Origin of the sequence: Nitratireductor thuwali (genome assembly GCF_036621415.1) — a bacterium.
Classification (GTDB): domain Bacteria; phylum Pseudomonadota; class Alphaproteobacteria; order Rhizobiales; family Rhizobiaceae; genus Chelativorans; species Chelativorans thuwali.
On record NZ_CP030941.1, the window covers coordinates 1,193,670 to 1,216,893 of the forward strand.

Below are 23,224 nucleotides of genomic sequence, written 5' to 3' on the forward strand. Positions count from 1 at the left end.
ACCGCTACCGACGCCACGCTTTGAAGAGGACATCATGGCCATCGGACGCAACCAGTGGGCGATCGCCGAAGGATATATCCCCGGAAGCAGCACCGGGCCCGCTCCGGCTATGACCAGCCACGAAACGGCGTGCATCCTGAACGCCGGCGACCGCGAGATCCACGTCGAGATCACCATCTACTTTGCCGACCGCGAGCCGGTCGGCCCCTACCGGGTCTCGGTGCCGCCGCGGCGGACGCTGCATTTGCGCTTCAACGAATTGGAGGATCCGGAGAGCATCCCGCGTGACACGCCCTTCTCGAGCGTCCTCGTCTCCGACGGTCCGATGGTGGTTCAGCACACGCGGCTCGACAGCCGCCAGGCCGAAAATGCGCTGCTCTCCACCATCGCCTATTCGGAAGCCTGAGCGGCCGGCCGGCTTCCTGCGGACGGCGCTGGGCGGTCCTGCGGCCTGCCTCTTGTAAACATGGCTATTCCGCAAGGCCTCCGCCCCGGTCGTGTCTGTCCCGGCGGGGCTTTTCGCCGGACGGGAGAAGATCCGTCCGCGGCTGCTCCGTGAACGGCATTTCGACGAGCTTCGGCAAGGTGACGTCCTCCGGCCTGCGGTAGGCCGGCACGCCGATATCGATCTCCTTCTGGGGCACGTCGAGCCGCAGCGTGCCGTGCAGCCGGTCCCACAGAGTCAGCCCGCTCGACCAGTTCGAATTGACCTCGTCCTCGATGATCGAATGGTGGATGCCATGCATGCGCGGCGTGACGAGCAGCCGGGAAAGCCGGCGCTCCAGCCGCAGCGGCAGCTTCAGGTCGGAGTGGTGGAACATGACGGAGACGAGCAGGAGCGTCTGCCAGATCGAAAGCGGCTTCGGCGCCACGCCAAGAAGGGCGACCTGCGCCGCCCGGTAGGGAACCGACGCGGCCATCTCGCCGAAATGGAACCGCAGCGCCGTCGAGGTATCCATGTCGAGGTCGGCGTGATGCACCTGATGGAAGCGCCATAGGAAGGGCACCCGGTGGAGCATGATGTGCCAGAGATAAAGGCCGTAATCCATCAGCGCGACGGCAAGAAGGTTCTCGGCCCACGGCGGCAGGCGCAGCCGCCCGAGCAGCCCCCAGCGGCGGCGTTCGGCCAGTCTCGAGATCGGGTCGATCACCGGCTTTTCCAGCATCTGCAGGGTGGCCGCGCTCATGGCCGCCACGGCGATGTTGCGGATATTGCGCCTGGCCTTGCCTTCGCGCTTCTCACGCAGCGGCCGCCGCGTCTCCGACCAGACCAGCAGACCGAAAACGCCGAGCACCGCTGCGCCGCTGACCCAGGCCGGGATCCGCCTATCCTGCCCCATGGCTGCCGATCTGAAACATGTCGCTCATTGGTTCCGGCAGGCCGGAATCATCGCCGCCACCGCATTGCAGCCTTGCGGGCCTCGGGCAAGGTGAGCGCGAAGGTGGCAAAATGGGTCAGCGCATCGACGATGCAGTAGGGGCACCACGCCTTGTCCACCTTGGGCATCTGGTAGAACAGATATTTGGCCGCGACAGCCGCCTGCGCGGCGGCGGCGAAGCCCGCGGCAATCGGAACCCAGGGCCGCCGCCTGTGCCGGTCGGGCGGCCCGGCCGCCGCCAGGACGAGGTTGACGGCATGCATCGCCACCGCCAGCGGCCCGTCCGGCATGCCGTAGCTGTAGGCCTCCTCGGAGGAATTCACCTTGTCCGAGTGGAAATGGGGCCGCCGCGTCGGCGGGTCGGGCAGATGCCGCACGATTCCCGTCTGCAGCAGGCTCACCACCGCCATGCTGGCGATGCCGGCCAGCGACACGCCGACGATTGCCCTGCGATAATCCATCTCGCGGCTGTCGTCCCCCTGCAGGGAGCGGCGCAGGTCTCGCGGAGTGAGACCCGGACTGGTCAGTTCCATCAGATATTGTCGCATCGGCTCTCCTCCCGCTCGTCACATGGGTCTCGCAAGGCAGCGCCTGAAGCCTGCCGCGGCATCTTTCGAACAGCGACCGCGCGCCAAAGTTCCGGCAATGACGGCCTCCCGCCGCCGCTTTAACTGTGGCGCGAATGCTTCCCGCGCTCTCGCGCCGGAGCCTTGCGGTCGAGCAGATTGTATGCCGTGTCGACGAGGGCCAGATGCGATAGAGCCTGGGGAAAATTGCCGAGCTGCATTTCAGCCTGCGCATCGTATTCCTCCGACAGAAGACCGACATCGTTGCGGATGGAAAGCAGCCGCTGGAAAATCTCCTGCCCCTCCTCGACGCGGCCCTGGAGGATGAGATTGTCGGCCAGCCAGAAAGTGCAGGCCAGGAAAACGCCCTCGCCGGGAGGCAGGCCGTCGCGCGAGGTCTCCGTGTCGTAGCGGCGCACCAGCCCGTCGGAGACGAGGTGCCGCTGGATGGCTTCGACCGTCCCGACCACCCGCGGATCGGTGGCCGGCAGGAACCCCACCGGCGCGATCAGGAGTGCGGAGGCGTCGAGGTCCTTGCTTCCATAGGCACGCGTGAAGGAGCCGATTTCCGGATCGAAGGCTTTCTCGCATATCTCCGCGTGCAGTTCCTCGCGCAGGCTGCGCCAAAGCTCGACGCGGCCGTCCAGCCCGAAATCCTCGACGGCCGAGACTGCCCGGTCGAAGGCCACCCACATCATCACCTTCGAGTGGGTGAAATGCTGCTCCTTCGCCCGCACCTCCCAGATGCCGTGGTCCGGCATGTCCTTCATCTTTTCCAGATATTCCAGCAGCGCCTTCTGGAGCGCCCAGCTTTCCTCGGTGGCGGCGAGATCGTTGCGGCGGGCGTGGTGAAGGGCGTCGAGCACCTCGCCGAACACGTCGAGCTGCAGATGCCCGGAGGCCGCGTTGCCGACGCGCACGGGCCGGGAGCCGGCAAAGCCGTCGAGCCACGGCACTTCCCATTCGTCCAGCCGGTGCTCGCCGATGATCGTGTAGAGCGGCTGCACCTGCGATGCCTTGCCGGCGATGGCGCGCACGAGCCAGTTGCGCCAGTGCTCCGCCTCCGCCCGGTGACCGGCGGCCATCAGCGACAAGAGGGTGAAGGTGGCGTCGCGCAGCCAGCAGAAGCGGTAATCCCAATTGCGGTTGCCGCCCATATATTCCGGCAACGAGGTGGTGGGCGCCGCGATGATGCCGCCCGTGGGCGCATAGGTCAGCGCCTTGAGCGTGATCAGGGAGCGGATGACGGCGTCTCTCCAGGGCCCGTCATAATCGCACATACCGGCCCATTCCCGCCAGTGGCGGTCCGTTCTCTCCAGGGCCTCGAACGGGTCCAGGCTTGTCGCCGGACCCGCGTAGGATAGGCCGTAGGCGAGCTGGAAGGGCACCGTCTGCCCCTCCGATATGGTGAAATCGGAGACGGTCTTGAAATCCTCGCCGCGATGCTCCACCGGCGTGCGCAGGACAAGCCGGTGCGGCCCCGCAATCGCGACCAGCGCCCCGTCCTCACCCCTGCTCACCCATGGCACCAACTGGCCGTAGTCGAACCGGATCCTCAGGTCCATGCGCATCGGCACCTTGCCGGCGAGGCCGGTAACCAGCCGCACGACATGACGGTCCGGGTTTCCGACGGCCATGAAGTCGGTGATCCTCACCTTGCCCTCCGGCGTCTCGAACTCCGTCTCGAGGACAAGGCTTTCGGGCCTGTAGCGGCGCCGGGAGGAGAAGGTTTCCCCGGCGGGCGCAAGCCGCCAGCAGCCATTTTCGGAGTCGCCCACGAGGGCTGCAAAGCAGGCGGGGGAATCAAAGCGCGGCAGGCACAGCCAATCGATCGATCCGTTGAGACCGACCAGAGCGGCACTGTGGCTGTCGCCGATAAGGGCGTAGTCTTCGATCCTGGGCGTCATCGGCTCCCCAAAGCAAAACATGCCAATTTGGCATACTTCCAAAATCCCCCTTGCCACGATGGGTTCCAACCGCCGCACACGGGAATGACTGCGGCCGGGCGGAACGATTGGCCCTTCCCCATCGTTGGGTCAGACACTTCACGGCGCGATCGGAGGCTGCAGGATGCAGAGCAGGATTTTGGCTAGCAATGACGGACAGCGGACCTTTGCGCTGGTTCTGGAAACCGGCGACGAGGTCATGGCCTGCCTGAAGGATTTCGCCGAGCGCGAAGAACTCTCGGCGGCCGGCTTGTCCGCCATCGGGGCCTTCAGCAGCGCCGTCATCACCTATTTCGACTGGGACAAGAAGGATTATCTCCGCAATCCGGTGGACGAGCAGGTGGAGGTGGCCTCGCTCAACGGAGACGTCGCGCTGGCCCCGGACGGCAGCCGCGCCATTCATATCCATACCGTGCTCGGCAAGCGCGACGGCACCGCGCTCGCTGGCCATCTTGCCGAGGCCCGCGTGCGCCCGACGCTGGAGATCATCCTGACGGAAAGCCCCGTGCATCTGCAGAAGCGGTTCGACCCCGAAAGCGGTCTGGTGCTCATACGGCCGGAGAGTTGAGCTTTAGAGCTGAGCGTTTCGGCCTTTCACGATCGCGGCCGGACGGCGCGGAACTTCCGGCCGCAGGTCTAGTTGGGCCAGTAGCCAATCCATCATCGAGTGCCGAGGAGACACAGCAATGGCAATGGTCGCCGATTTCATGCTCGACCGTCTCAACCAGTGGGGCGTCAAGCGCATCTACGGATATCCCGGTGACGGGATCAACGGCATCCTCGGCGCTCTCGGGCGGGCGGAAGACAAGATCGAGTTCGTGCAGACCGCGCATGAGGAGCTGGCCGCCTTCGCCGCCTGCGCCCACGCCAAATGGACCGGCGAGACCGGCGTCTGCCTCGCCACTTCCGGGCCTGGCGCGATTCACCTTCTCAACGGCCTTTACGATGCAAAGCTGGACCATACGCCGGTGGTCGCCATCGTCGGACAGCAAAAGCGCATGTCGCTCGGCGGCAATTATCAGCAGGAAGTGGATCTTATCTCGCTGTTCAAGGACGTGGCCAGCGACTACGTGCACATGTGCACCGATCCGGCGCAGATGCGTCATCTCGTCGACCGGGCGATGCGGATCGCGCAGGCCGAGCGCACGGTGACCTGCATCATCGTGCCCAACGATGTGCAGGAAATGGACGCCGTTTCCTCTCCGCCGCGCGAGCACGGCGCACTCTTTTCGGGCGTGGGCTATGCCAAGCCGGCTCATGCGCCCGGTGAGGCCGAACTGAAACAGGCAGCCGAGATATTGAACGGCGGCGAGCGCGTTGCCATGCTGATAGGCGCCGGCGCGCTGGATGCCGGCGCGGAGGTCATCAAGGTTGCCGACATTCTGGGTGCCGGTGTCGCCAAGGCGCTGCTCGGCCGCGCCGCTCTGCCGGACGACCTTCCCTTCGTCACCGGTTCGATCGGCCTGCTCGGCACCCGGCCGAGCTTCGACCTGATGATGGGCTGCGACACGCTGCTCGTCGTCGGCTCCAGCTTCCCCTATTCCGAATTCCTGCCGCCCGAGGGCCAGGCGCGCGGGGTGCAGATCGACATCGATGGCCGCATGCTCAGCATTCGCTACCCGATGGAGGTGAACCTGGTTGGCGACAGCGCGGCGACCCTCCAGGCCCTCATTCCGCATCTGAAGCGCAAGGAAGACCGTTCCTGGCGTGACGAGGTGGAGAAGAATGTCAGCGACTGGTGGGAGCTGATGGAAGAGCGCGCCATGAGCGCCGCCGATCCCGTCAACCCGCAGCGTGTCCTGTGGGAGCTCTCGCCGCGCCTCCCGGACAATTGCATCATCAGCGCAGATTCGGGCAGCGTCGCGAACTGGTTCGCGCGCGACCTGAAGCTGCGGCCGGGAATGAAGGCGTCGCTGTCGGGCGGGCTGGCGACCATGTGCCCGGGCGTGCCCTATGCGATGGCCGCCAAATTCGCCTATCCCGACCGCGTCGCGATCGGCCTGGTCGGCGATGGGGCGATGCAGATGCTCGGCAACAACAGTCTGATCGACGTCGCGAAATACTGGCAGCGTTGGAGCGACCCGCGGCTGGTCATCATGGTGCTCAACAATGGCGACCTGAACCAGGTCACGTGGGAGCAGCGCGTGATGGCGGGCGATCCGAAATTTCCCGATTCGCAGGACGTGCCGGCCTTCGACTATGCCCGCTACGCCGCGATGATCGGCCTCAAGGGCATCAGGGTGGAGACGCCGGACGAGGTGGGCTCGGCCTGGGAGGAGGCGCTGACGGCCGACAGGCCCTGCGTCCTCGACGTGGTGACGGACCCGAAGGTGCCGCCGCTGCCGCCGCACGTCACATACGAGCAGGCGAAGAAATATGCCCAGGCCGTCGTCAAGGGCGATCCCGAGGCCATCGGCATCATCTGGCAGTCCTTCAAGCAGGCTGCGCAAGGCGTGCTGCCGAGCCGGCATTAGGACTCAATGTCTTCACCCTCGTCCTTCGGCAGGCGGCCTTCCTGAGCATGTCGCCCTTGTTCTGAGCCTATCGAGGGAGGAGGGCGGAATGCAGGCATTGGTGCAGAGAAACGAATGAAACAGCCGAAGATCGAGCGCATCCAGGTTGCCGCATATCGGGTTCCGACCGACGGGCCGGAGGGCGACGGGACGCTGCGCTGGGATGCGACCACGATGATCGTCGTGCATGCCCATGCCGGCGGAGAGCGCGGCCTCGGCTATACCTATAGCCATGAAGCGGCAGCCGAGCTGATACGCACGAAGCTCGCGGAAATCGCGACGGGGCATGATGCCATGGCAGTTTCCGCCTGCTGGGAGGCGATGGCCGGCATCATACGCAATTTCGGCCGCGCCGGTCTCGCCTTCCAGGCCATTTCCGCAGTGGACACGGCGCTTTGGGATCTGAAGGCGAAGCTCCTGGGCCTGTCTCTCGCAAACCTTCTCGGCCAGGTGCGCGAGGCGGTCCCGGTCTATGGAAGCGGCGGCTTCACCACCTATTCGCCCGAGCGCCTGCAGGAGCAGTTTCGCGGCTGGGTCGGGCAAGGCATCACCCGCGTCAAGATGAAGGTCGGCAGTTCCCCCGCGAAGGACGTTGCCCGCGTCCGCGCGGCGCGCGAGGCGATAGGGCCCGAGGCCGAGCTCTTCGTCGACGCCAACGGCGCCTATGATCGCAAGCAGGCGCTGGAAAAGGCGGAGGCGTTCCGCGAGCACGGCGTGAGCTGGTTCGAGGAGCCGGTATCGTCGGATGACCTCGACGGCCTGCGGCTTCTGCGCGACCGCGCGCCTGCCGGAATGGACGTCACCGCCGGCGAATACGGACACGACCTCTTTTACTTCCGCCGCATGATCGAGGCGGGCGCGGTGGACGTTCTGCAGCCGGACGCGACACGCTGTGGAGGCATCACCGGCTTCATGCAGGCCGGCATCCTGTGCCAGGCGCACGGGCTTCCGTTCTCGGCCCACACCGCGCCCGCCCTCCACGCCCATCCCTGCTGCGCCCTGCCGAATGCCCGCCACGTCGAATATTTCCACGATCACGCGCGCATCGAGGAGATGCTTCTGGAAGGCGCCACGCCGCCCGTCGACGGTTCGCTCCGCCCCGACCTTTCCCGCCCCGGCCTCGGCCTGGAATTCAGGGACCAGGAAGCGGCCCGCTACGCCATCTGAACCCATTGCCGAGGAGAAAATCCCGTGGCCAATGTTCGCACAGAGCCACCACCCCCTTTTTCGGACGAAGCGGCCGCGGCGCTCGCCGCCGATCTCGGCCGCCGGATCCGCGGAGAAGTCCGTTTCCGCAGCGAGGACCGCGCGCTCTATTCCACCGACGCGTCGAACTACCGCCAGGTGCCGATCGGCGTGGTGATCCCGTGCGATGCGGAAGATGCCGTCGAGGCCGTGGCCTGCTGCCGCGAGCACGGCGCGCCGGTCCTGCCCAGGGGCTGCGGCACCAGCCTGTCGGGCGAGACCTGCAATGTTGCCGTGGTGCTCGACTTTTCCAAGTACCACAACCGCGTGCTCGACATCGATTATGGCAAGAGGCGGGCGCGGGTGCAGAGCGGGACGATCTTCGACGATTTGCGCAACGAGGTGGAGACGCGCGACCTCACGGTGGCCTTCGATACCTCGACCCATGCCTACGCCACCATCGGTGGGATGGTGGGCAACAATTCCTGCGGCGTTCACTCCGTGCTTGCGGAGAAGATGGGCGCCGGCTCGGGCCGCACGGAGGACAATATCCACGAACTGGAGGTGCTCACCTATGACGGCCTGCGCATGAAGGTCGGCCCCACCAGCGAGGAGGAGCTGGAGGAGATCATCCGCCAGGGCGGGCGCAAGGGTGAGATCTACGGCAAGCTCAAGGCTCTGCGCGACAAATATGCCGACCTCATCAGGGAGCGCTACCCGAAGATTCCCCGGCGCGTCTCCGGCTACAGCCTGCCGCAATTGCTGCCCGAGCACGGCTTCAATGTCGCCCGCGCCCTGGTCGGCACGGAGGGAACCTGCGTGACGGTTCTGGAGGCGACCGTCGGGCTCGTCGAAAGCCCGCCCGCCCGCGCGCTCCTCGTCATCGGATACCCGGACGTTTTTGCCAGCGGCGACCACGTTGCCGAAGTGCTGGCGAGCGGGCCCGTCGGCCTTGAGGCCGTCGACGCCCGGCTGATCGAGAACATGCGGCGCAAGGGACTGCACACGAAGGAACTGGACCTTCTGCCCGAAGGCGGCGGATGGCTGCTCGCCGAGTTCGGCGGCGACAATGACGAGGATGCAGCAGCGCAGGCCCGCGAACTGATGGCGAAGCTCGACAAGAGCCGCAATCGGCCCGCAACGCGGCTCCTCACCGACCCGAGCGAACAGGAGAGCGTCTGGCACATCCGCGAATCCGGGCTTGGCGCGACGGCCTTCGTCCCCGGGCGCCAGGACAACTGGCCCGGCTGGGAGGATTCGGCCGTGCCGCCGGAACGGGTGGGCGACTATCTGCGCGATCTCAAGGCCCTCTTCGGCCGCTATGGCTATCGCGCCTCGCTCTATGGCCATTTCGGCCAGGGCTGCATCCACTGCCGCATCAATTTCGACATTCAGACGCAGGCGGGCGTGGCCAAGTGGCGCTCGTTCCTCGACGAGGCGGCGGACCTGGTCGTCAGCTATGGCGGATCGTTCTCGGGCGAGCACGGCGACGGCCAGGCACGCGCGGAGCTGTTGCCAAAGATGTTCGGAGAGGAGCTGGTCCAGGCCTTCCGCGAGTTCAAGGCTATCTGGGACCCGCAAGGCAAGATGAACCCGGGCAAGGTGGTGGATCCCTACCCCATCACGGCGCACCTGCAGGCCGGGCCGGACTACCGGCCGCCGGAAGTCGATACCCATTTCGCCTATCCCGACGACGGCGGCAGCTTCGCCCGCGCGGTCACGCGCTGCGTGGGCGTCGGAAAATGCCGCATGCGCGGCGGGCAGGTCATGTGCCCGAGCTTCATGGCGACGCGCGAGGAGGAGCACACGACGCGCGGCCGCGCCCACAGCCTGTTCGAAATGCTCCATGGCGGGCCCATCAAGGACGGCTGGCGCAGCGACCAGGTGCACGAGGCGCTCGATCTGTGCCTGGCCTGCAAGGGGTGCAGGAGCGACTGCCCCGTCAATGTCGACATGGCCACCTACAAGGCCGAGTTCATGGCCCACTATTACGAAGGCCGGCGGCGGCCGATGCACATGTATTCGATGGGCCTGATCTACTGGTGGGCGCGCATGGCCTCCCGCATGCCGGCGGCGGCCAATTTCTTCATGCGCACCGAGCCGTTCGCCGGGATGATGAAGCGCATGGGCGGCATCGCGCCCCAGCGGCAGATGCCGGCCTTCGCCTCGCCTACCTTGACCGGCTGGTTCCACGGCCGCGCTGCGCCTGACGGATCGTCGCGCGCGGCCGACCGGGCCCGCGTCATGCTCTGGCCGGACACCTTCACCAACTATCTGACGCCCGAGCCCGGCAAGGCAGCCGTCGAGGTCCTCGAAGCGGCGGGCTACCAGGTGGAAATCCCGCCGCGCCCTCTCTGCTGCGGCCGGCCGCTCTATGCCATCGGCATGCTGGACCGGGCGAAAAAGCTCTGGCGGCAGACGCTCGATCATCTGCGGCCCCTGATCCGCGACGGCGTGCCGCTGGTCGGCATCGAGCCGAGCTGCGTTGCCGCATTTCGCGACGAGCTCCTCAATCTCTTTCCCGACGACGAGGATGCGCGCAAGCTCGCCCATCGGACTTATATGCTGAGCGAGTTCCTTCGGAAGGAGGGCTTCGAGCCGCCCCGCCTCGAGGCGAAGGCCCTCGTCCACTTCCACTGCAATCATCATGCGGTGATGGGCAAGGACGACGAGAACGCGGTCCTCGACGCGCTCGGCCTCGACCATCGCGATCTCAACGCCGGCTGCTGCGGCATGGCCGGCCCCTTCGGCTTCGAGGCCGATCACTACGACGTCTCCATCAAATGCGCCGAGCGCGTGCTCCTTCCCGAGGTGCGCAAAGCCGAGCCCGACACGCTGATCATCGCCGACGGCTTCAGTTGCCGCGAGCAGATTGCACAGACCACCGGCCGGCAGGCGCTCCATCTGGCGGAAGCGCTGCGCATGGCGATGCGGCAGCCCGCTGCCGGGAACGCACGAGCCGACGGAAACCGGAGGCCTGAGACCGGGCCTGCAGAGTGAAAGGAAACCCGATGCGCCTTCTTCTTGCCAATGCTCTCATCGCCACCTGCCTGACCGCCATGCCCGGTTCGGCGCAAGACGCTCCGGATTTGGATAACGCCGATCCTGATGCGCCGTCTGTGCTGATAGAGGAGCGGCCGGCCGTGACCGAGAGCGACACGGATGAGATCGACGAAAAACCCACCATCTTCGTCCAGTTGAACGGGGTGTGGGCTCCCTCGGAAGAAGCCTGTCCGGAGAGCCAGGCCGATGCCGGAAACGACGGGACGCTTCTGGTGACGGACACGATGATCCGCTTCCAGAACGCCACCTGCAGCATCCGCGACATCCAAACGCAGAACTCCGAAGCGACGGTTTCGACCCGTTGCGCCACGCCCGATGGATACGAATGGCGGGGGATGACGTTGATCCGGCAAAGCACCGACAGGATGACGCTGGTCTATCCGGAAAACGGCGACCAGCAGCATCGCGCCGAGCTTCTGCGCTGCCGATGACGGCGCACGCGTCCGCAGTTGCCCTTGAGCCGGACGCCCGGCCGGGAAGCGGCCACGGACGCGGACGACAGGTCCGGGAACAAATCGGTTCCGAAGCCTTTCGGTGGGGGAGCCGGTCGGGCGGCGACGCCGCGATGCGGGAAACCGGCGCGTAGCTGCGCCGCCTCGCCCTTCGTTGACACGGTCTCCTTTCGGCCGGCCCGTCGGATCGGGGGCGAGCGCATGCGTTCTCGGCGGCACAGCCGCCGGTACCTCGCGGTCATCGACGGCGCGCGAAGCTCTCGAAAGGTCCGACGCTTCAACATCGAGCCATTGGAGGAAAACAATGATTTCCAGTATTCTGCGCGGCGCCCTGGCGTCGATTGTCGTCGCCGTCGTTGCGGTGGTGCCGCTTCCCGCGCCGGCACAGGAGACGGCACAGAATGTGCCGGATGATTTCACCGGAATTGTGGAACGAATGACGCCGGCAGTGGTGGCGATCACCGCGCGCCGGCCGGTTGAGCAGCGATCGCTGCAGGAGGCCATTCCGCGGCCGTTCATGATGCCCCGCCGTCCGGATCGCCGCACGCCCCGGGAAGGGGCCGCGCTCGGCTCCGGCTTCATCATCAGCGAGGAGGGCCACGTGGTGACCAACAACCACGTGATCGAGAACGCCAACGAGATCGAAGTGCTCATGTCGGACGGCACGACCAAGACGGCCGAGCTCATAGGCGCCGATCCGGCAACCGATTTGGCGGTGCTGAAAATCGACGCCCCCGAAGATGTCACCACGGCGCAATGGGGGGATTCGGAAGCGATTCAGCCGGGAGCATGGACGATCGCGATCGGTAGCCCGTTCGGGCTTGGCGGCACCGTGACGGTGGGCGTTCTGTCCGCCCACTCCCGCGACATCCGCACCGGCCCCTATGACAATTATCTGCAGACGGACGCCTCCATCAACCGCGGCAATTCGGGCGGGCCGCTGTTCAATGCGGCGGGCGAGGTGATCGGAGTGAACACCGCCATCTTTTCCCCCATCGGCGCAAATATCGGCATCGGCTTCGCCGTGCCTTCCGAGGTCGCGCGGGATGTCGCCTCCCAACTGATCGAGACGGGTGTGGTGGAGCGCGGCTTCATCGGCGTGACCCTGCAGCCGGTCACCGACGCGATGGCCAGGGCACTGGACCTGGATTCGGCGCGCGGCGCCCTTGTCGCCGAGGTCGAGCCGGACAGCCCGGCAGCGGAAGTCGGCCTGCAGCCAGGCGACGTCGTGCTGGCTCTCGACGGCGCGGAGATCGAAGATCCGCGTGAGCTGTCGCGGGCCGTTGCCGAGCGCGATCCCGGAGAAACGGCGAACCTTACCATCCACCGCGACGGGGAAGAGGTCGAAGTGGAATTGACGCTCGGCTCCAGGGACACGCCGCAGGTTACCGCGGATGCAGGTCGTGGCGGAGACGAGCAGGCGGACCGCATGGGCGTCGCCATCACCGAACTGCCGGCGCTGGTCCGCCGCGAGCTTGATCTTGAGGGCAACATCGGCGTGATGGTGCGACAGGTCGAGCCGGGCAGCCCCGCCTCGGAGGCCGGCATCCAACCAGGCGACGTTATTCTCGAAGCAGGTGGCGAACCCACGCGCGAGACAGCGGATCTGGCAAATGCCTGGGAAGAGGCTGTCGAGGAGGACCGTCCCTTGCTCCTGCGGATCACGCGGGACCAATCTCCACTGTTTGTGGCGGTGGAGACCGGCTAGACGACTCTAGGAAAAGTGGAAGCCGGTTTTCCGTCCGGAACGCGTATATTCAAGTAGTTAGATCAGTTCGCGTTTCTGTGAAACGGTGAATTGATCTGGGGACAAGGACCGCTTGCACAGGAGAACCCGTGGCGTACCCGGCCACGGGTTTTCTCTACGGCTCCGGCTAGGCCTCGGGAGTTCCTGCCGGGGGCAGAGCCGCTGCAGGGCATCGAAGCCGCCCATTTGCGCCGCTTCCACCCACCGGCCTTTAATGCTACGGCCCCCCGGCCATCGCCCCGGCGACCACCATGGCAAGGTCGTCCAGGTCGATTTCGCCCTCGACCCTGACTTTGCTTCCCTGCTTCTCGTCCGTTTGGTCGTCCGCTTTGACGGCGCCTTGCCGTTTCAGTTCCTCGACGATCGCTTCCTTCAGTTTTTCCTCTAGCATCGGTCTGCTCCTCGACGTTGGACAAACCCAACTGAAGGAGACCCGGCCTCGTTCCCTCCGGCGCAGGCATCGGCTCGGCCAGCCCGCCATCTCTTCCTCAACTCGGAACTTTGCCGTCGGTTGGGCACTTAGGCTGGAGTCGGCCGCGATCGGCCCCGGCACTTGCAGCCGTTTTGTCGCAATTCAGCCAAGACCGTGGAGAGTCCTGCCATGACCAGACTACCCTTCCATCTTGTCGCCGCATCCGCCACTTTCCTCATGACCTTGCCTGCAGCGGCGGTCGACGAGGTATTCCAGACCGAAGGACCTGCGATTCACGTGCAGACCGTCGCCGATGGCCTTGTTCACCCTTGGGCGATTGCCTTCCTGCCCGACGGCGGCATGCTCGTGACGGAACGGCCCGGCAACCTCCGCCACGTCACCGCCGAAGGCGAGGTTTCGGCGCCGATCCAGGGCGTGCCGGAGGTCGACGCGCGCGACCAGGGCGGGTTGCTCGACGTGGTGCTGGATCCGGATTTTGAGCAGAACCGCTTGGTTTATCTGAGTTATGCCGAAGCCGGCGACGGCGGCAACAGCACGGCGGTCGCACACGGCACGCTGAGCGAGGATGCCTCGGCGCTGTCCGAGGTGGAGGTGATTTTCCGCCAGCAACCGAAGCTGCCCAGCACCATGCATTTCGGATCGCGCCTGGTGTTCGACGGCGAAGGGCATCTCTTCGTCACCCTGGGCGAACGCTTCGACGAGCGGTTCCGCGGCCAGGCCCAGGACCTCGATTCCCATCTCGGCAAGATCGTCAGGATCAATCCCGACGGTTCGGTGCCTGAGGACAACCCCTTTGTCGGCCGGGAAGGCGCCCTGCCGGAGATCTGGTCCTATGGCCACCGCAATATACAGGCGGCCGCGATCAATCCCGAAACCGGCGTATTGTGGGAGATCGAGCACGGCCCGAAGGGCGGCGACGAGCTGAACATCGTCGAGCCGGGCGAAAATTACGGCTGGCCGGTCGTCTCCCTCGGCGTCAATTATGACGGAACGCCGGTTGGAGAAGGGCTGCGCCATGCCGAGGGCATGGTCGATCCGGTGCATAGCTGGACGCCCGTCATCGCCCCCTCCGGCATGATCTTCTACCAGGGAGATGCCTTTCCGGAATGGCAGGGCGATCTGTTTGTCGGCGGATTGGCCTCCCAGGCTTTGGTGCGGCTTGAGCTGGAGGGCAACGAGGTAGCAGGCGAAGAGCGCCTGCTCGAAAGCCTCGGTCTGCGCATGCGTGACGTTGCGGAGGGTCCAGGCGGGGCGATTTACGTCGCCACCGACGAGGACAATGGCGAAATCCTGCGTATCGAACCTGCGGACGAAACACAGACGGGCGCCAACTGACCTCCGATGGAGGCCGGGCGCGGGGCCGGTGGCAGCGGCTTTGCGCCTCCCGCCATTGTGCTTCCGGCCTTATCTCCGTATTCATGCGTGAACATGGGAAGGAGCCGGCATGGCGCGAGCACCGAACTACGATCAAGAACGCAAGGAACGGGACCGCATCAAGGCGGTCAGGAAAGCCGGGAAGCTGGCGGCAAAGGCTGCCGCAAAAGAACGCGCGGCCCCCGCCGACGAAGGCGAGGCCGAGAAGACGGACTAGCGAAAAGGTTGGTACCGGCTTCCGAGCGTGCGAGATCGCGTCAGCAAGGCTCCAGCACGGCCAGCGGCAGCCCCTTCCATAGCGTCGAGACCGGTATCTTCCCGCCCTTTATGGCGGCGCCGTCCAGCCCATGGGTCCAGGCCGCCTCGGTAGGCAGATGAAGGCTGGTGGCGGAGAAGGCGGTGCCGAGCCAGCTCGTGTCGCGCGTATCGAGATGGCGCAGGACCAGGCGCGGTATGACGACGACCACGCTGCGGCCGTTCAGGATCCTGGCGAACGCGAAGACATGCGCTGCTTCCTCGCCATGCACTTCCACCGGCGCATAGCTGCCCGAGGCGAAGATATCGGCATGCCTGCGCCTTAGCCCGAGCAGCCGGTCGAGCAGCCAGAGCTTGGGAAGGCCTTGCCGCCACTGGGCCATCGCATCGGCCGCCGACATGCCGCGCACGTCCTGCAGAAGCCGCTCCCGGGCGGCGAAATCCACGGGCCGGCGGTTATCGGGATCGACGAAGCTGAAGTCCATGAGCTCGCACCCCTGGTAGATGTCGGGAACGCCGGGCAGGGTGAGCTTCAGCGCCAGCTGCGACAGGCTGTTGACGATCCCGGCAGGCTCGATCGTTGCTATTGTGGCGCGGATGTCGCGCAGCAGCGCGCGTCTGCCGCGCTCGAACAGGCCTCGCACATAAGCCTCCACCGCCGCTTCATAACCCTCGTTCTGGTCCGTCCAGCTGGTGCGCCGGTCTGCCTCGCGCAACGCCTTCACCATGAAGGAGACGAGCCGGTCGCAAAGATCCCGCAGGCCGGCCTCGTCCTGCAGGGAAAGGTCGGCCGGCCACGCGCCGGCGAGCGCCTGATAGAGGAGCCATTCGGCCTCGCGGCTTGGTGCCGGCCCCAGGCGCAGTACCCGGCGCAGGTCGGCGGCGGCCTCATGCCAGCGCGTCACGGCGGCGGCCCATTCCTGCGGCATCTCGCTCAGCACGGCCAGCCGGGCCCGGGCGTCCTCGCCGCGCTTCGTGTCATGGGTTGCGGTGGCCGAGAGGGCGCGCGGCCAGCGCGCGGCCCGCTCCTTCATGGCATCGTGGAAAGCCTGCGGATCGAGCCCGAATTCATCCGGCTCGCCACCGACCTCGTTGAGGGCGATCAGCCGGTTGTAGCGGTAGAAGACGGTGTCCTCCACGGCCTTGGCCATGAGCGGGCCGGTCGTCTGCTGGAAGCGCGCAATGAAGTGGGCGCGGAGCGCGGAACCTTCCGCCGGCTCGAGAAGGAGCGAAGACAGGAAGGCGACGACCCGGTCGTCCTCGACTTCGCGCCCGCGTTCGATCCGGCCGGCGGCCCCGTCGATCAGCGCCCGGTCCTCCTCCGAAGGTCCATCCCGGTCGATATAGGTTCGGTAGACCGGCAGGGCGGCGGCCAGTTCCGTGATGGCGAGCCGCAGCGCATCGCGGCCGAAGTCGCGCGTGGCGATATCGCCGGCCGCGATCTCGTGGGCGAGCCTGACGAGGCCGTCGAGCTCGCCCGCCAGGTTTACGGTCAGGATCCGGCGCTTGGCGGCAAGCACCTGGCGGGCAAAATCCGGATTGTCGCCGGTGAACCCGGTCCAGCCCCGCGTCATGGCCGCGCGATGGGCCGGATCCACCTGGAGAGCGGTGATCAGCCGCGCCACCTCGTAGCCCGTCGCGCCCGCGCAACGCCAGTCCCCGCGCAGATCTTCCTTCTGCCCGAGGATCTTTTCGACCACGACGAAATCGATTCCTGAAGCTTCGCCCAGTTCGGCAAGATATCTCTTCGGATCGGCAAGCCCGTCGATATGGTCGATCCGCAGGCCGTCGACCGCGCCGTCGCGGATGAGCCGCAGCGGCAACCGGTGGACGTCCGCAAAGACAGCCCGATCTTCCACCCGGACGCCGATCAGGTCGGCGATCTCGAAGAACCGGCGGTAAGTCAGCGCCTCGCGCGCAAGGCGCCAATAGCCGAGCCGCCAGGCCTGCGCCTCGTGCAGCTCGTGCATCATGCGCTGGTCGGCATTCGCCCGCGCGGCGGCGTCGGCCAGCAACTGGCGGCGTGCCGCATCGTCCCGCGGTCCGGACGCATCCCCGGCTTCCTCGCCGAGGAGCACGGACAAGGAGGCCGGTGAGACAGGAAGGGCCAGCTCGTAGTAGCAAAGAACAGGCTCGCCCGTCCGTTCGTCCACCTTCAACTGGAGCTTTCCTTCGCCAAGCGCCTCGCCATAGGGTTCGCCCAGCACCGGCAGAAGCAGTTTCGGCGCGCTCCAGTCGATGTCGAAATGCTGCGCATAGGCGCTGTCCCGGCCATGCTTCAGCACGTCCCACCACCAGGAATTGGCGGCCGAGACCGCCATGTGGTTGGGCACGATGTCGAGCAGAAGCCCGAGGCCGTGCTGCTTGAGCGCCGCCGCCAGAAGGCCGAACCCCTCTTCACCCCCCAGCGCCGGGTCGAGCTGCTGGTGGTCGGCGACATCATAGCCGTGGGTGGAGCCGGGCGCGGCCGTGAAGATGGGCGAGGCATAAAGATGGCTGACGCCCAGCTCCGCCAGATACGGCACGATCTCCGCCGCCCGTTCGAAGGTCATGCCCTCACGGAATTGCAGACGGTAGGTTGCGCAAGGTTGCCTCATGGCGCGCGCGGCCTTTCCCGCGAAAGGCCCTCCAGCACCGCGCGCAGCGTCGGAACCTCCTCCAGCTCCTCGATCGTCACCGGCAGCTTGCGCCGCCAGTTGGGATGCGTGTCGACCGTTCCGGGAACGTTGGGCTGCTCGGTCAGGCCAAGCAGGTCTTCCATCTGTGCTGCGACCAGGCGGGCCGGCGCCATTGCCACGAGCCGGTGGATGCCCGCCGCCACCGTCTCGTCGAAGGCTTCGCCTGCCTCGTGCATGCCGCAGCGATGCAATGCCGCGATCGCCTGATCCTTCTCCCGGCGACGCGTTTCGCGCTCCTTCTGCGCGGCCGCTTCGTCGAAAAGGCCGATCTCGAGACGAAGCTGTATGTCGCTTCCCGTCCACCAGGCGGCGAGCGTGGTCGTGTCGTGGCTGCCCACGCAGGCGAGTGCCGAGCGCTGCCACCGTTCCGGCGGCACGAAGCCGTTCGGGTCGCGCTCGAAATAGAAGATGCGGTAGCCAAGAAGATTGGCACGGTCCATCTCGTGCCGGAAGCCTTCCGGCACCACGCCCAGATCCTCGCCGATGATGAGGGCGCGGGAAGCCTGCGAGACCTCTGCCAGGACGCGCAGCATGTCGGCCATGGGGTACAGCACATAGGCCCCCGCGCCGGCCGGAAATCCGGCTGGAATCCAGAACAGGCGGTAAAGGCTCATGGCATGGTCGATGCGCAAGGCGCCGGCATGGCGCAGGATACTCTGGTAGGAGCGGCGCACAGGCGCGAAGCCGCCGGCGGCGATGCCGGAAGGCGAAAGCGGCGCCAGGCCCCAGCTCTGGCCCGCCGGATTGAACATGTCGGGCGGCGCTCCGATCTCCGCGCCGACCACGGTGAGCGAGCGGTCGCTCCAGGTCGCGGCGCCGTCCGGCGCCGTGCCGACGGCGAGGTCCAGATAAAGCCCGATGCGCATCCCGGCCTCGCGCAGCCGCCTTGCGGCCGTGCCGAGCTGGCGGTCGGCAAGCCACTGCAGCCACATCTGGAACTCCACCTCGTCGGCGTGGTCGCGGGCGAACTCGGCCACCGCTTCGCCGGCCGGATCGCGAAACGGCTCGGGCCACGACATCCATCCGGCCCCGTATCCCCGGCCTGCCATTTCGAGGCTGACGGCCTCGAACAGCGCATAACGCCGCAGGGGCTCGCCGGACGCCTCGACGAAGGCGTCGAACGCGCTCCTCGAAGGGCCGGCCCCGCGCCGGTGGATGTTCCGCAGGACGCGCAGCTTGTGTTCGGATACGGCCGTGTAGTCCACGAGCACCGCTTCGTTGAGCGCATTCAGCGCCGTTTCATCGAGATCGTGGCCCGGTATGAATCCTTCCACCTGATCGACGGCGATGTAGAGCGGGTTGAGAAAGCTCCTGTCGCTGGGAGAAAACGGGCTCGCCTTCTGCGGCTCGGCGAGGAACAGCGCGTGCAGCGGGTTGACGCCGAGGAAGTCGGCCCCCTTTCGCGCTGCCATCTCGCCCAGCCGGGCCAGATCCTCGAAATCGCCGATGCCCCAGTTCCTGCCCGACCTCAGGCCGTAGAGCTGGCAGGTGATCCCCCAGGCCCGCCCCTCCTGCAGGAATTCGGGCAGATAGCAGGCCGCATCCTGCGGCGCCTCTGGCGGCGGCGGCCAATCGGCGGGCACGGGCGGCGGCTGGCCGGTTTCGGGGTCTACGCCCAGCACTTTCAGCAGCGCCCTCACCGCCTCGTCCGGTGCCCTCGTCAGCGTCCCGTCGAGAGCGTGATAGGAGCGAACGATGCCATGGCCGGCGGCAAGGCGGTCGAGATCAGCCATGGCCTTCCCGCTCCTGCGCCATCACCGCGACGCTCCTTGCCAGGATCCGGCCCTGCCGAAGCGCGTCGGCGGCTCCGTCGCGGCTTTCATGGATCGCGACCCCGTGCGCCTCTTCCTCTGTCGCTGCATCCGCCGCGCCGAAATTGGCGGCCATCGACAGCGCGCCGCGCCCCGTTTTCCAGCGCACGGTGAACGCTTCGCTCCCGATGCGCGCCGCCTGGCCTTGCATCGCGGTCATGGAGGCAAGTCCCGGCACGACATGCTTGCGGCGGACTTCCAGCAGCCGGCGGAAAAGGCCGAGCCGCTTCGCCCCGGCAGCGGTCCCGGCCCGGCTCCAATCGAGCGCCGATGCCTGGAATGTCGCCGGCCCATTGGGATCGGGGATACGCTCCGCTTCGGCAGCGGCAAAGTGCTGGAAAGCGGCAAACTCCCTCCGCCTGCCCTCTCTCACCGCTTTGGCGAGGTCGCCGTGGAAATCGGTGAAGAAGAGAAAGGGGTTGGTCTCGCCATACTCCTCGCCCATGAAGACGAGCGGGATTTGCGGATTGAGCAGGAGCACGGCGGTGAGCAGTTCCACCGTCTCCTCGTCGGCAAGCGCCGCCAGCCGCTCGCCGAAGGCGCGGTTGCCGATCTGGTCGTGGTTCTGCAGGAAGGCGACGAAGGCGGTCGGCGGCTGGGCCGCGCTCGGCACGCCGCGCGGCTTGCCGTCCCAGGCAGCATAGGGCTCGCCCTGATAGCAGAAGCCTTCGGCCAGCGCGCGGGCAAGCAGCCCCACCGGATCATCCGCAAAGGCCTTGTAGTAGCCGGCGTCTTCACCGGTTGCGATGCAGTGGGCGGCGTGGTGAAAATCATCGTTCCATTCGGCGGTGAACAAGATGGGGCGGTTGTCGGAGCCGCGCGGATGCAGCGCCACGATGTTGCGCTCGTCCTCCGTCGTCAGGTGTATGTGTCGGTCGCCGAAACGCTCGCGGATCTGGCGCGCCATTTGCTTCAGGATCGGCGGTTCGCTGCGGTCCCTGATCTGGTCGATGGCGTCGAAACGCAGCCCGTCGAAGCGGAATTCCTCGAGCCAGTAGATCGGGTTGCCCAGGAAGAATTCGCGCACCGCCGGCTCCTCGAAGCGGATGGCCGGTCCCCAGGGGGTTTGGCGCTCGGGATCGAAGAAGTCGGGCGCATAGGTGCCGAGATAGTTCCCGTCCGGGCCGAAATGGTTGTAGACCACGTCCAGGATCATCATCAGCCCGCGCTCATGCGCGGCATCCACCAGCCGTTTCAGGCCGTTGATGCCGCCATAGGCGGCGTGCGGGCAATAGGGCAGCACCCCGTCATAGCCCCAGCCGCGCCCTCCGGAAAACTGGGCGACCGGCATCAGCTCGATGGCCGTGAAACCGATCTCGGCCAGATGGTCGAGACGGCGCCGGATGCCGTCGAAACCCCCTTCCTGCGAAAACGCGCCGGGATGGAGCTCATAGACCACGGCCTCTTCCCACGGCCTGCCCTTCCAGTCTCCCGCTTTCCAGTCGAAGGCTCCGGAGACGAGCAGGCTGGGGCCGTGCACGCCGGAAAGCTGTGCGCGCGAGGCCGGATCGGGCACGGCAAGGCCGTCCGGCAGGACGAACTGGTAGGCCGTGCCTTCGCCGAGCCCTGCCACTTCCAGCTCGAACCAGCCGTCCGCGCGGCGGTCCATCTCCCGCTCGTCGCCCTCGTCGATCCTCAGCCGCAGACGGTCCACGGCCGGTGCCCACAGGCGGAAGGCGGCGGTCCCATCCTCGCCCAAAAGGGCACCCCACCGGCTCTCGTGGAAAGGTCCCCTCATCGGATATGTCCCTCCAGAACCATGATGGAGCGATCGGCCACTTCCAGCTTCTGCGGGGCTCGCACGGCGTCCCACACCGGCCACTGGCCGGTATCCGTGCGCGTGATGATTCTCCAGCCGGCCGGCCCCAGTTCGCGCGGCAGATCGAATTCGACGGGTTCATGGTGGCCGTTGATGAGAATGAGCAAACACTGCCGGCGCGTGTCGCAGATCATGAGACCGAGCACATTGAGGTTTGGATCCTGCCAATCGCCGTCATTCATTTGCTCGCCTGTAGGCCGCAGCCACGTCACGTCCTTTCGTTCGTCATAGACGGAGCGGCCGTGGAGAAAATGCTTGCGCTTCAACCGGTCGTTGGACTGCCGGAAGGCGATCAGCCGGCGCAGGAACTGGAAAAAGGCTTCATCTTCGGGGTCGCGTTCTTCCCAGGACAGCCAGTTGATCTCGTTGTCCTGGCAGTAGGCATTGTTGTTGCCGTTCTGGGATCGGCCGACCTCATCGCCCATCAACAGCATCGGCGTGCCCTGGGAAAGCAGGATCGTCGCGATCGCGTTGCGCCGCATCTTCGCCCGAAGCGCGCGGATGTCGGGATCGTCCGTCGGCCCCTCGACTCCGCAGTTCCAGCTCCGATTGTCGCTATGGCCGTCCCGGTTATCCTCCAGGTTCGCCTCGTTGTGCCGCTCGTTGTACGAGTAAAGGTCCGCAAGGGTGAAGCCGTCATGGGCGGTCACGAAGTTGATGCTTGCCCAGGGGCGGCGTCCCCGACGGTCGAACAGCGCGGCAGTGCCCAGAAGGCCGCTCGCCAGATCGGGCGTGGCGCCCTTGTCCCCGCGCCAGAAGGAGCGCACCCAGTCGCGGGTGGCGCCGTTCCACTCCGCCCAGCCGGGAGGAAAGTTGCCGAGCTGATAGCCTTCCGGTCCCAGATCCCAGGGCTCGGCGATCAGCTTCACCCGCGAGAGAACCGGATCCTGGCGCACCGTGTCGAAGAACACGGACGAGGGCTCGAAACTGTCTCTCTCGCGCCCGAGCGCGGTGGCCAGATCGAAGCGGAAGCCGTCCACATGGCATTCCTCGACCCAGTAACGGAGCGAATCCATCACCATCTGCAGGACACGCGGATGCTTGAGGTTCAGCGTGTTTCCGCAGCCGGTCGTGTCGTAGTAGAAACGCGGATCGTCGCCCAGGATATAGTAGCTGGCATTGTCGAGACCCCGGAACGATAGCGTGGGGCCGAGCTCGTTGCCTTCGGCGGTGTGGTTGTAGACCACGTCAAGAACGACCTCGATGCCGGCGGCGTGCAGCTTGCGTACCATGCGCTTGAATTCATGCAGCCCGCCTTCGGGCGAAATGTAGCGCGGGGCGGCGGCGAAGTAGCCGATCGTGTTGTAGCCCCAATAGTTCGTCAGGCGCTTCTCGACCAGATAACGGTCGTCGAAAAATGCCTGGACGGGCAGGAGCTCGAGCGTGGTCACGCCAAGCCTTACCAGGTAGTCGATGACACGGGTGTCCGCCAGGCCGCCGAACGTGCCGCGCAGCTGCTCCGGCACCTCCGGATGCCGGGCCGTCATGCCCTTCACATGGGCCTCGTAGATGATCGTGTCGGTCCAGGGCCTGCGCGGGCGCACATCGTCGCCCCACGTCGCCGCGGGATCGGTCACGACGCATTTCGGCATGACGAAGGCCGAGTCGCGCCGGTCCATGGAAAGGTCCTGGCGCGGCGAGCCCACGCGATAGCCGAAACAGGCGTCGTGCCAGCGCAGGTCGCCGATGAGCATCTTCGAATAGGGGTCGATCAGCAGCTTGTTCGGATTGAAGCGATGGCCGTTGGCGGGATCGTAGGGTCCGTAGGCGCGCAAGCCGTAGACCTGTCCCGGCCGCATCTCCGGGAAGTAGCCGTGCCACACCTCATGCGTATATTCGGGCAACGCGACGCGATGGATTTCGCGCTTGCCCTTGGCGTCGAAGAGGCACAGTTCGATCTTCTCGGCATGGGCCGAGAAGACGGCGACGTTGACGCCGGAACCGTCCCAGGTTGCGCCAAGCGGGTATGGAAGGCCGACATCAACGCGCACGGCGGTTTCCTG

At 66.3% G+C, this 23,224-nt stretch carries 17 protein-coding genes; 9 read left to right on the forward strand and 8 right to left on the reverse strand.

What is annotated here, in order from left to right; all coding sequences use genetic code 11:
- The first annotated feature begins 34 nt into the window (after positions 1–34).
- A complete protein-coding gene (locus NTH_RS05680) occupies positions 35–406 on the forward strand; it encodes a sensory rhodopsin transducer (RefSeq protein WP_338529112.1) in 372 nt (123 codons plus the stop codon).
- Between the two features lie 64 nt (positions 407–470).
- Here the strand turns inward: NTH_RS05680 and NTH_RS05685 are convergent, their stop codons facing one another.
- The 3 genes from NTH_RS05685 to NTH_RS05695 all read right to left on the reverse strand — a co-directional run bounded on the left by NTH_RS05685 (position 471) and on the right by NTH_RS05695 (position 3,852).
- Positions 471–1,340, reverse strand: coding sequence for a sterol desaturase family protein (locus tag NTH_RS05685; protein ID WP_338529113.1), 870 nt, complete (start codon positions 1,338–1,340; stop codon positions 471–473).
- Positions 1,341–1,387: 47 nt separating this feature from the next.
- Positions 1,388–1,927 (reverse strand): vitamin K epoxide reductase family protein, encoded by a 540-nt coding sequence (locus NTH_RS05690; RefSeq protein WP_338529114.1) that lies wholly within the window; start codon positions 1,925–1,927, stop codon positions 1,388–1,390.
- A gap of 119 nt (positions 1,928–2,046) precedes the next feature.
- Positions 2,047–3,852, reverse strand: coding sequence for a glycoside hydrolase family 15 protein (locus NTH_RS05695; protein ID WP_338529115.1), 1,806 nt, complete (start codon positions 3,850–3,852; stop codon positions 2,047–2,049).
- Positions 3,853–4,015: 163 nt separating this feature from the next.
- Between NTH_RS05695 and NTH_RS05700 the strand changes: the two genes are divergently transcribed.
- The 6 genes from NTH_RS05700 (at position 4,016) to NTH_RS05725 (ending at position 12,812) form a co-directional block, all read left to right on the forward strand.
- Positions 4,016–4,459: a PPC domain-containing DNA-binding protein gene (locus NTH_RS05700; RefSeq protein WP_338529116.1), complete on the forward strand. Its 444-nt coding sequence runs from the start codon at positions 4,016–4,018 to the stop codon at positions 4,457–4,459.
- Positions 4,460–4,577: 118 nt separating this feature from the next.
- On the forward strand, positions 4,578–6,365 hold the full coding sequence (locus NTH_RS05705) for a thiamine pyrophosphate-requiring protein (protein WP_338529117.1): 1,788 nt from the start codon (positions 4,578–4,580) through the stop codon (positions 6,363–6,365).
- 114 nt (positions 6,366–6,479) lie between these two features.
- Positions 6,480–7,571, forward strand: a complete 1,092-nt coding sequence (locus NTH_RS05710) for an enolase C-terminal domain-like protein (RefSeq protein ID WP_338529118.1) — start codon at positions 6,480–6,482, stop codon at positions 7,569–7,571.
- A gap of 24 nt (positions 7,572–7,595) precedes the next feature.
- Positions 7,596–10,589 carry an FAD-binding and (Fe-S)-binding domain-containing protein gene (locus NTH_RS05715; protein WP_338529119.1) on the forward strand — a complete coding sequence of 998 codons (2,994 nt, stop codon included), beginning with the start codon at positions 7,596–7,598 and terminating at the stop codon, positions 10,587–10,589.
- An 11-nt stretch (positions 10,590–10,600) separates the two neighbouring features.
- A complete protein-coding gene (locus NTH_RS05720; RefSeq protein ID WP_338529120.1) occupies positions 10,601–11,083 on the forward strand; it encodes a hypothetical protein in 483 nt (160 codons plus the stop codon).
- A gap of 325 nt (positions 11,084–11,408) precedes the next feature.
- Positions 11,409–12,812 (forward strand): Do family serine endopeptidase, encoded by a 1,404-nt coding sequence (locus NTH_RS05725; RefSeq protein ID WP_338529121.1) that lies wholly within the window; start codon positions 11,409–11,411, stop codon positions 12,810–12,812.
- Between the two features lie 256 nt (positions 12,813–13,068).
- Here the strand turns inward: NTH_RS05725 and NTH_RS05730 are convergent, their stop codons facing one another.
- Positions 13,069–13,242 (reverse strand): hypothetical protein, encoded by a 174-nt coding sequence (locus NTH_RS05730; RefSeq protein ID WP_338529122.1) that lies wholly within the window; start codon positions 13,240–13,242, stop codon positions 13,069–13,071.
- 210 nt (positions 13,243–13,452) lie between these two features.
- Here NTH_RS05730 and NTH_RS05735 point away from each other — a divergent pair, with 210 nt between their 5' ends.
- Both NTH_RS05735 and NTH_RS05740 read left to right on the forward strand, forming a co-directional pair.
- Entirely contained in the window at positions 13,453–14,619 is a 1,167-nt protein-coding gene (locus tag NTH_RS05735) for a PQQ-dependent sugar dehydrogenase (protein WP_338529123.1), read from the forward strand.
- 109 nt (positions 14,620–14,728) lie between these two features.
- Complete coding sequence (locus NTH_RS05740; RefSeq protein ID WP_338529124.1) at positions 14,729–14,875, forward strand: hypothetical protein; 147 nt, start codon at positions 14,729–14,731, stop codon at positions 14,873–14,875.
- A gap of 40 nt (positions 14,876–14,915) precedes the next feature.
- Here the strand turns inward: NTH_RS05740 and treY are convergent, their stop codons facing one another.
- From treY to glgX, 4 genes are read right to left on the reverse strand one after another with little or no spacing between them, the layout of a single operon-like run.
- Positions 14,916–17,510, reverse strand: a complete 2,595-nt coding sequence (gene treY, locus NTH_RS05745; protein ID WP_338529125.1) for a malto-oligosyltrehalose synthase — start codon at positions 17,508–17,510, stop codon at positions 14,916–14,918.
- Complete coding sequence (gene malQ, locus NTH_RS05750; protein WP_338529126.1) at positions 17,507–19,324, reverse strand: 4-alpha-glucanotransferase; 1,818 nt, start codon at positions 19,322–19,324, stop codon at positions 17,507–17,509. The genes treY and malQ overlap by 4 nt, the downstream gene beginning before the upstream one ends.
- Positions 19,317–21,140 carry a malto-oligosyltrehalose trehalohydrolase gene (gene treZ / locus NTH_RS05755; protein WP_338529127.1) on the reverse strand — a complete coding sequence of 608 codons (1,824 nt, stop codon included), beginning with the start codon at positions 21,138–21,140 and terminating at the stop codon, positions 19,317–19,319. Before treZ ends, malQ begins: the two co-directional genes overlap by 8 nt.
- Complete coding sequence (glgX, locus tag NTH_RS05760) at positions 21,137–23,212, reverse strand: glycogen debranching protein GlgX (RefSeq protein WP_338529128.1); 2,076 nt, start codon at positions 23,210–23,212, stop codon at positions 21,137–21,139. Before glgX ends, treZ begins: the two co-directional genes overlap by 4 nt.
- Between the last annotated feature and the right edge of the window lie 12 nt (positions 23,213–23,224).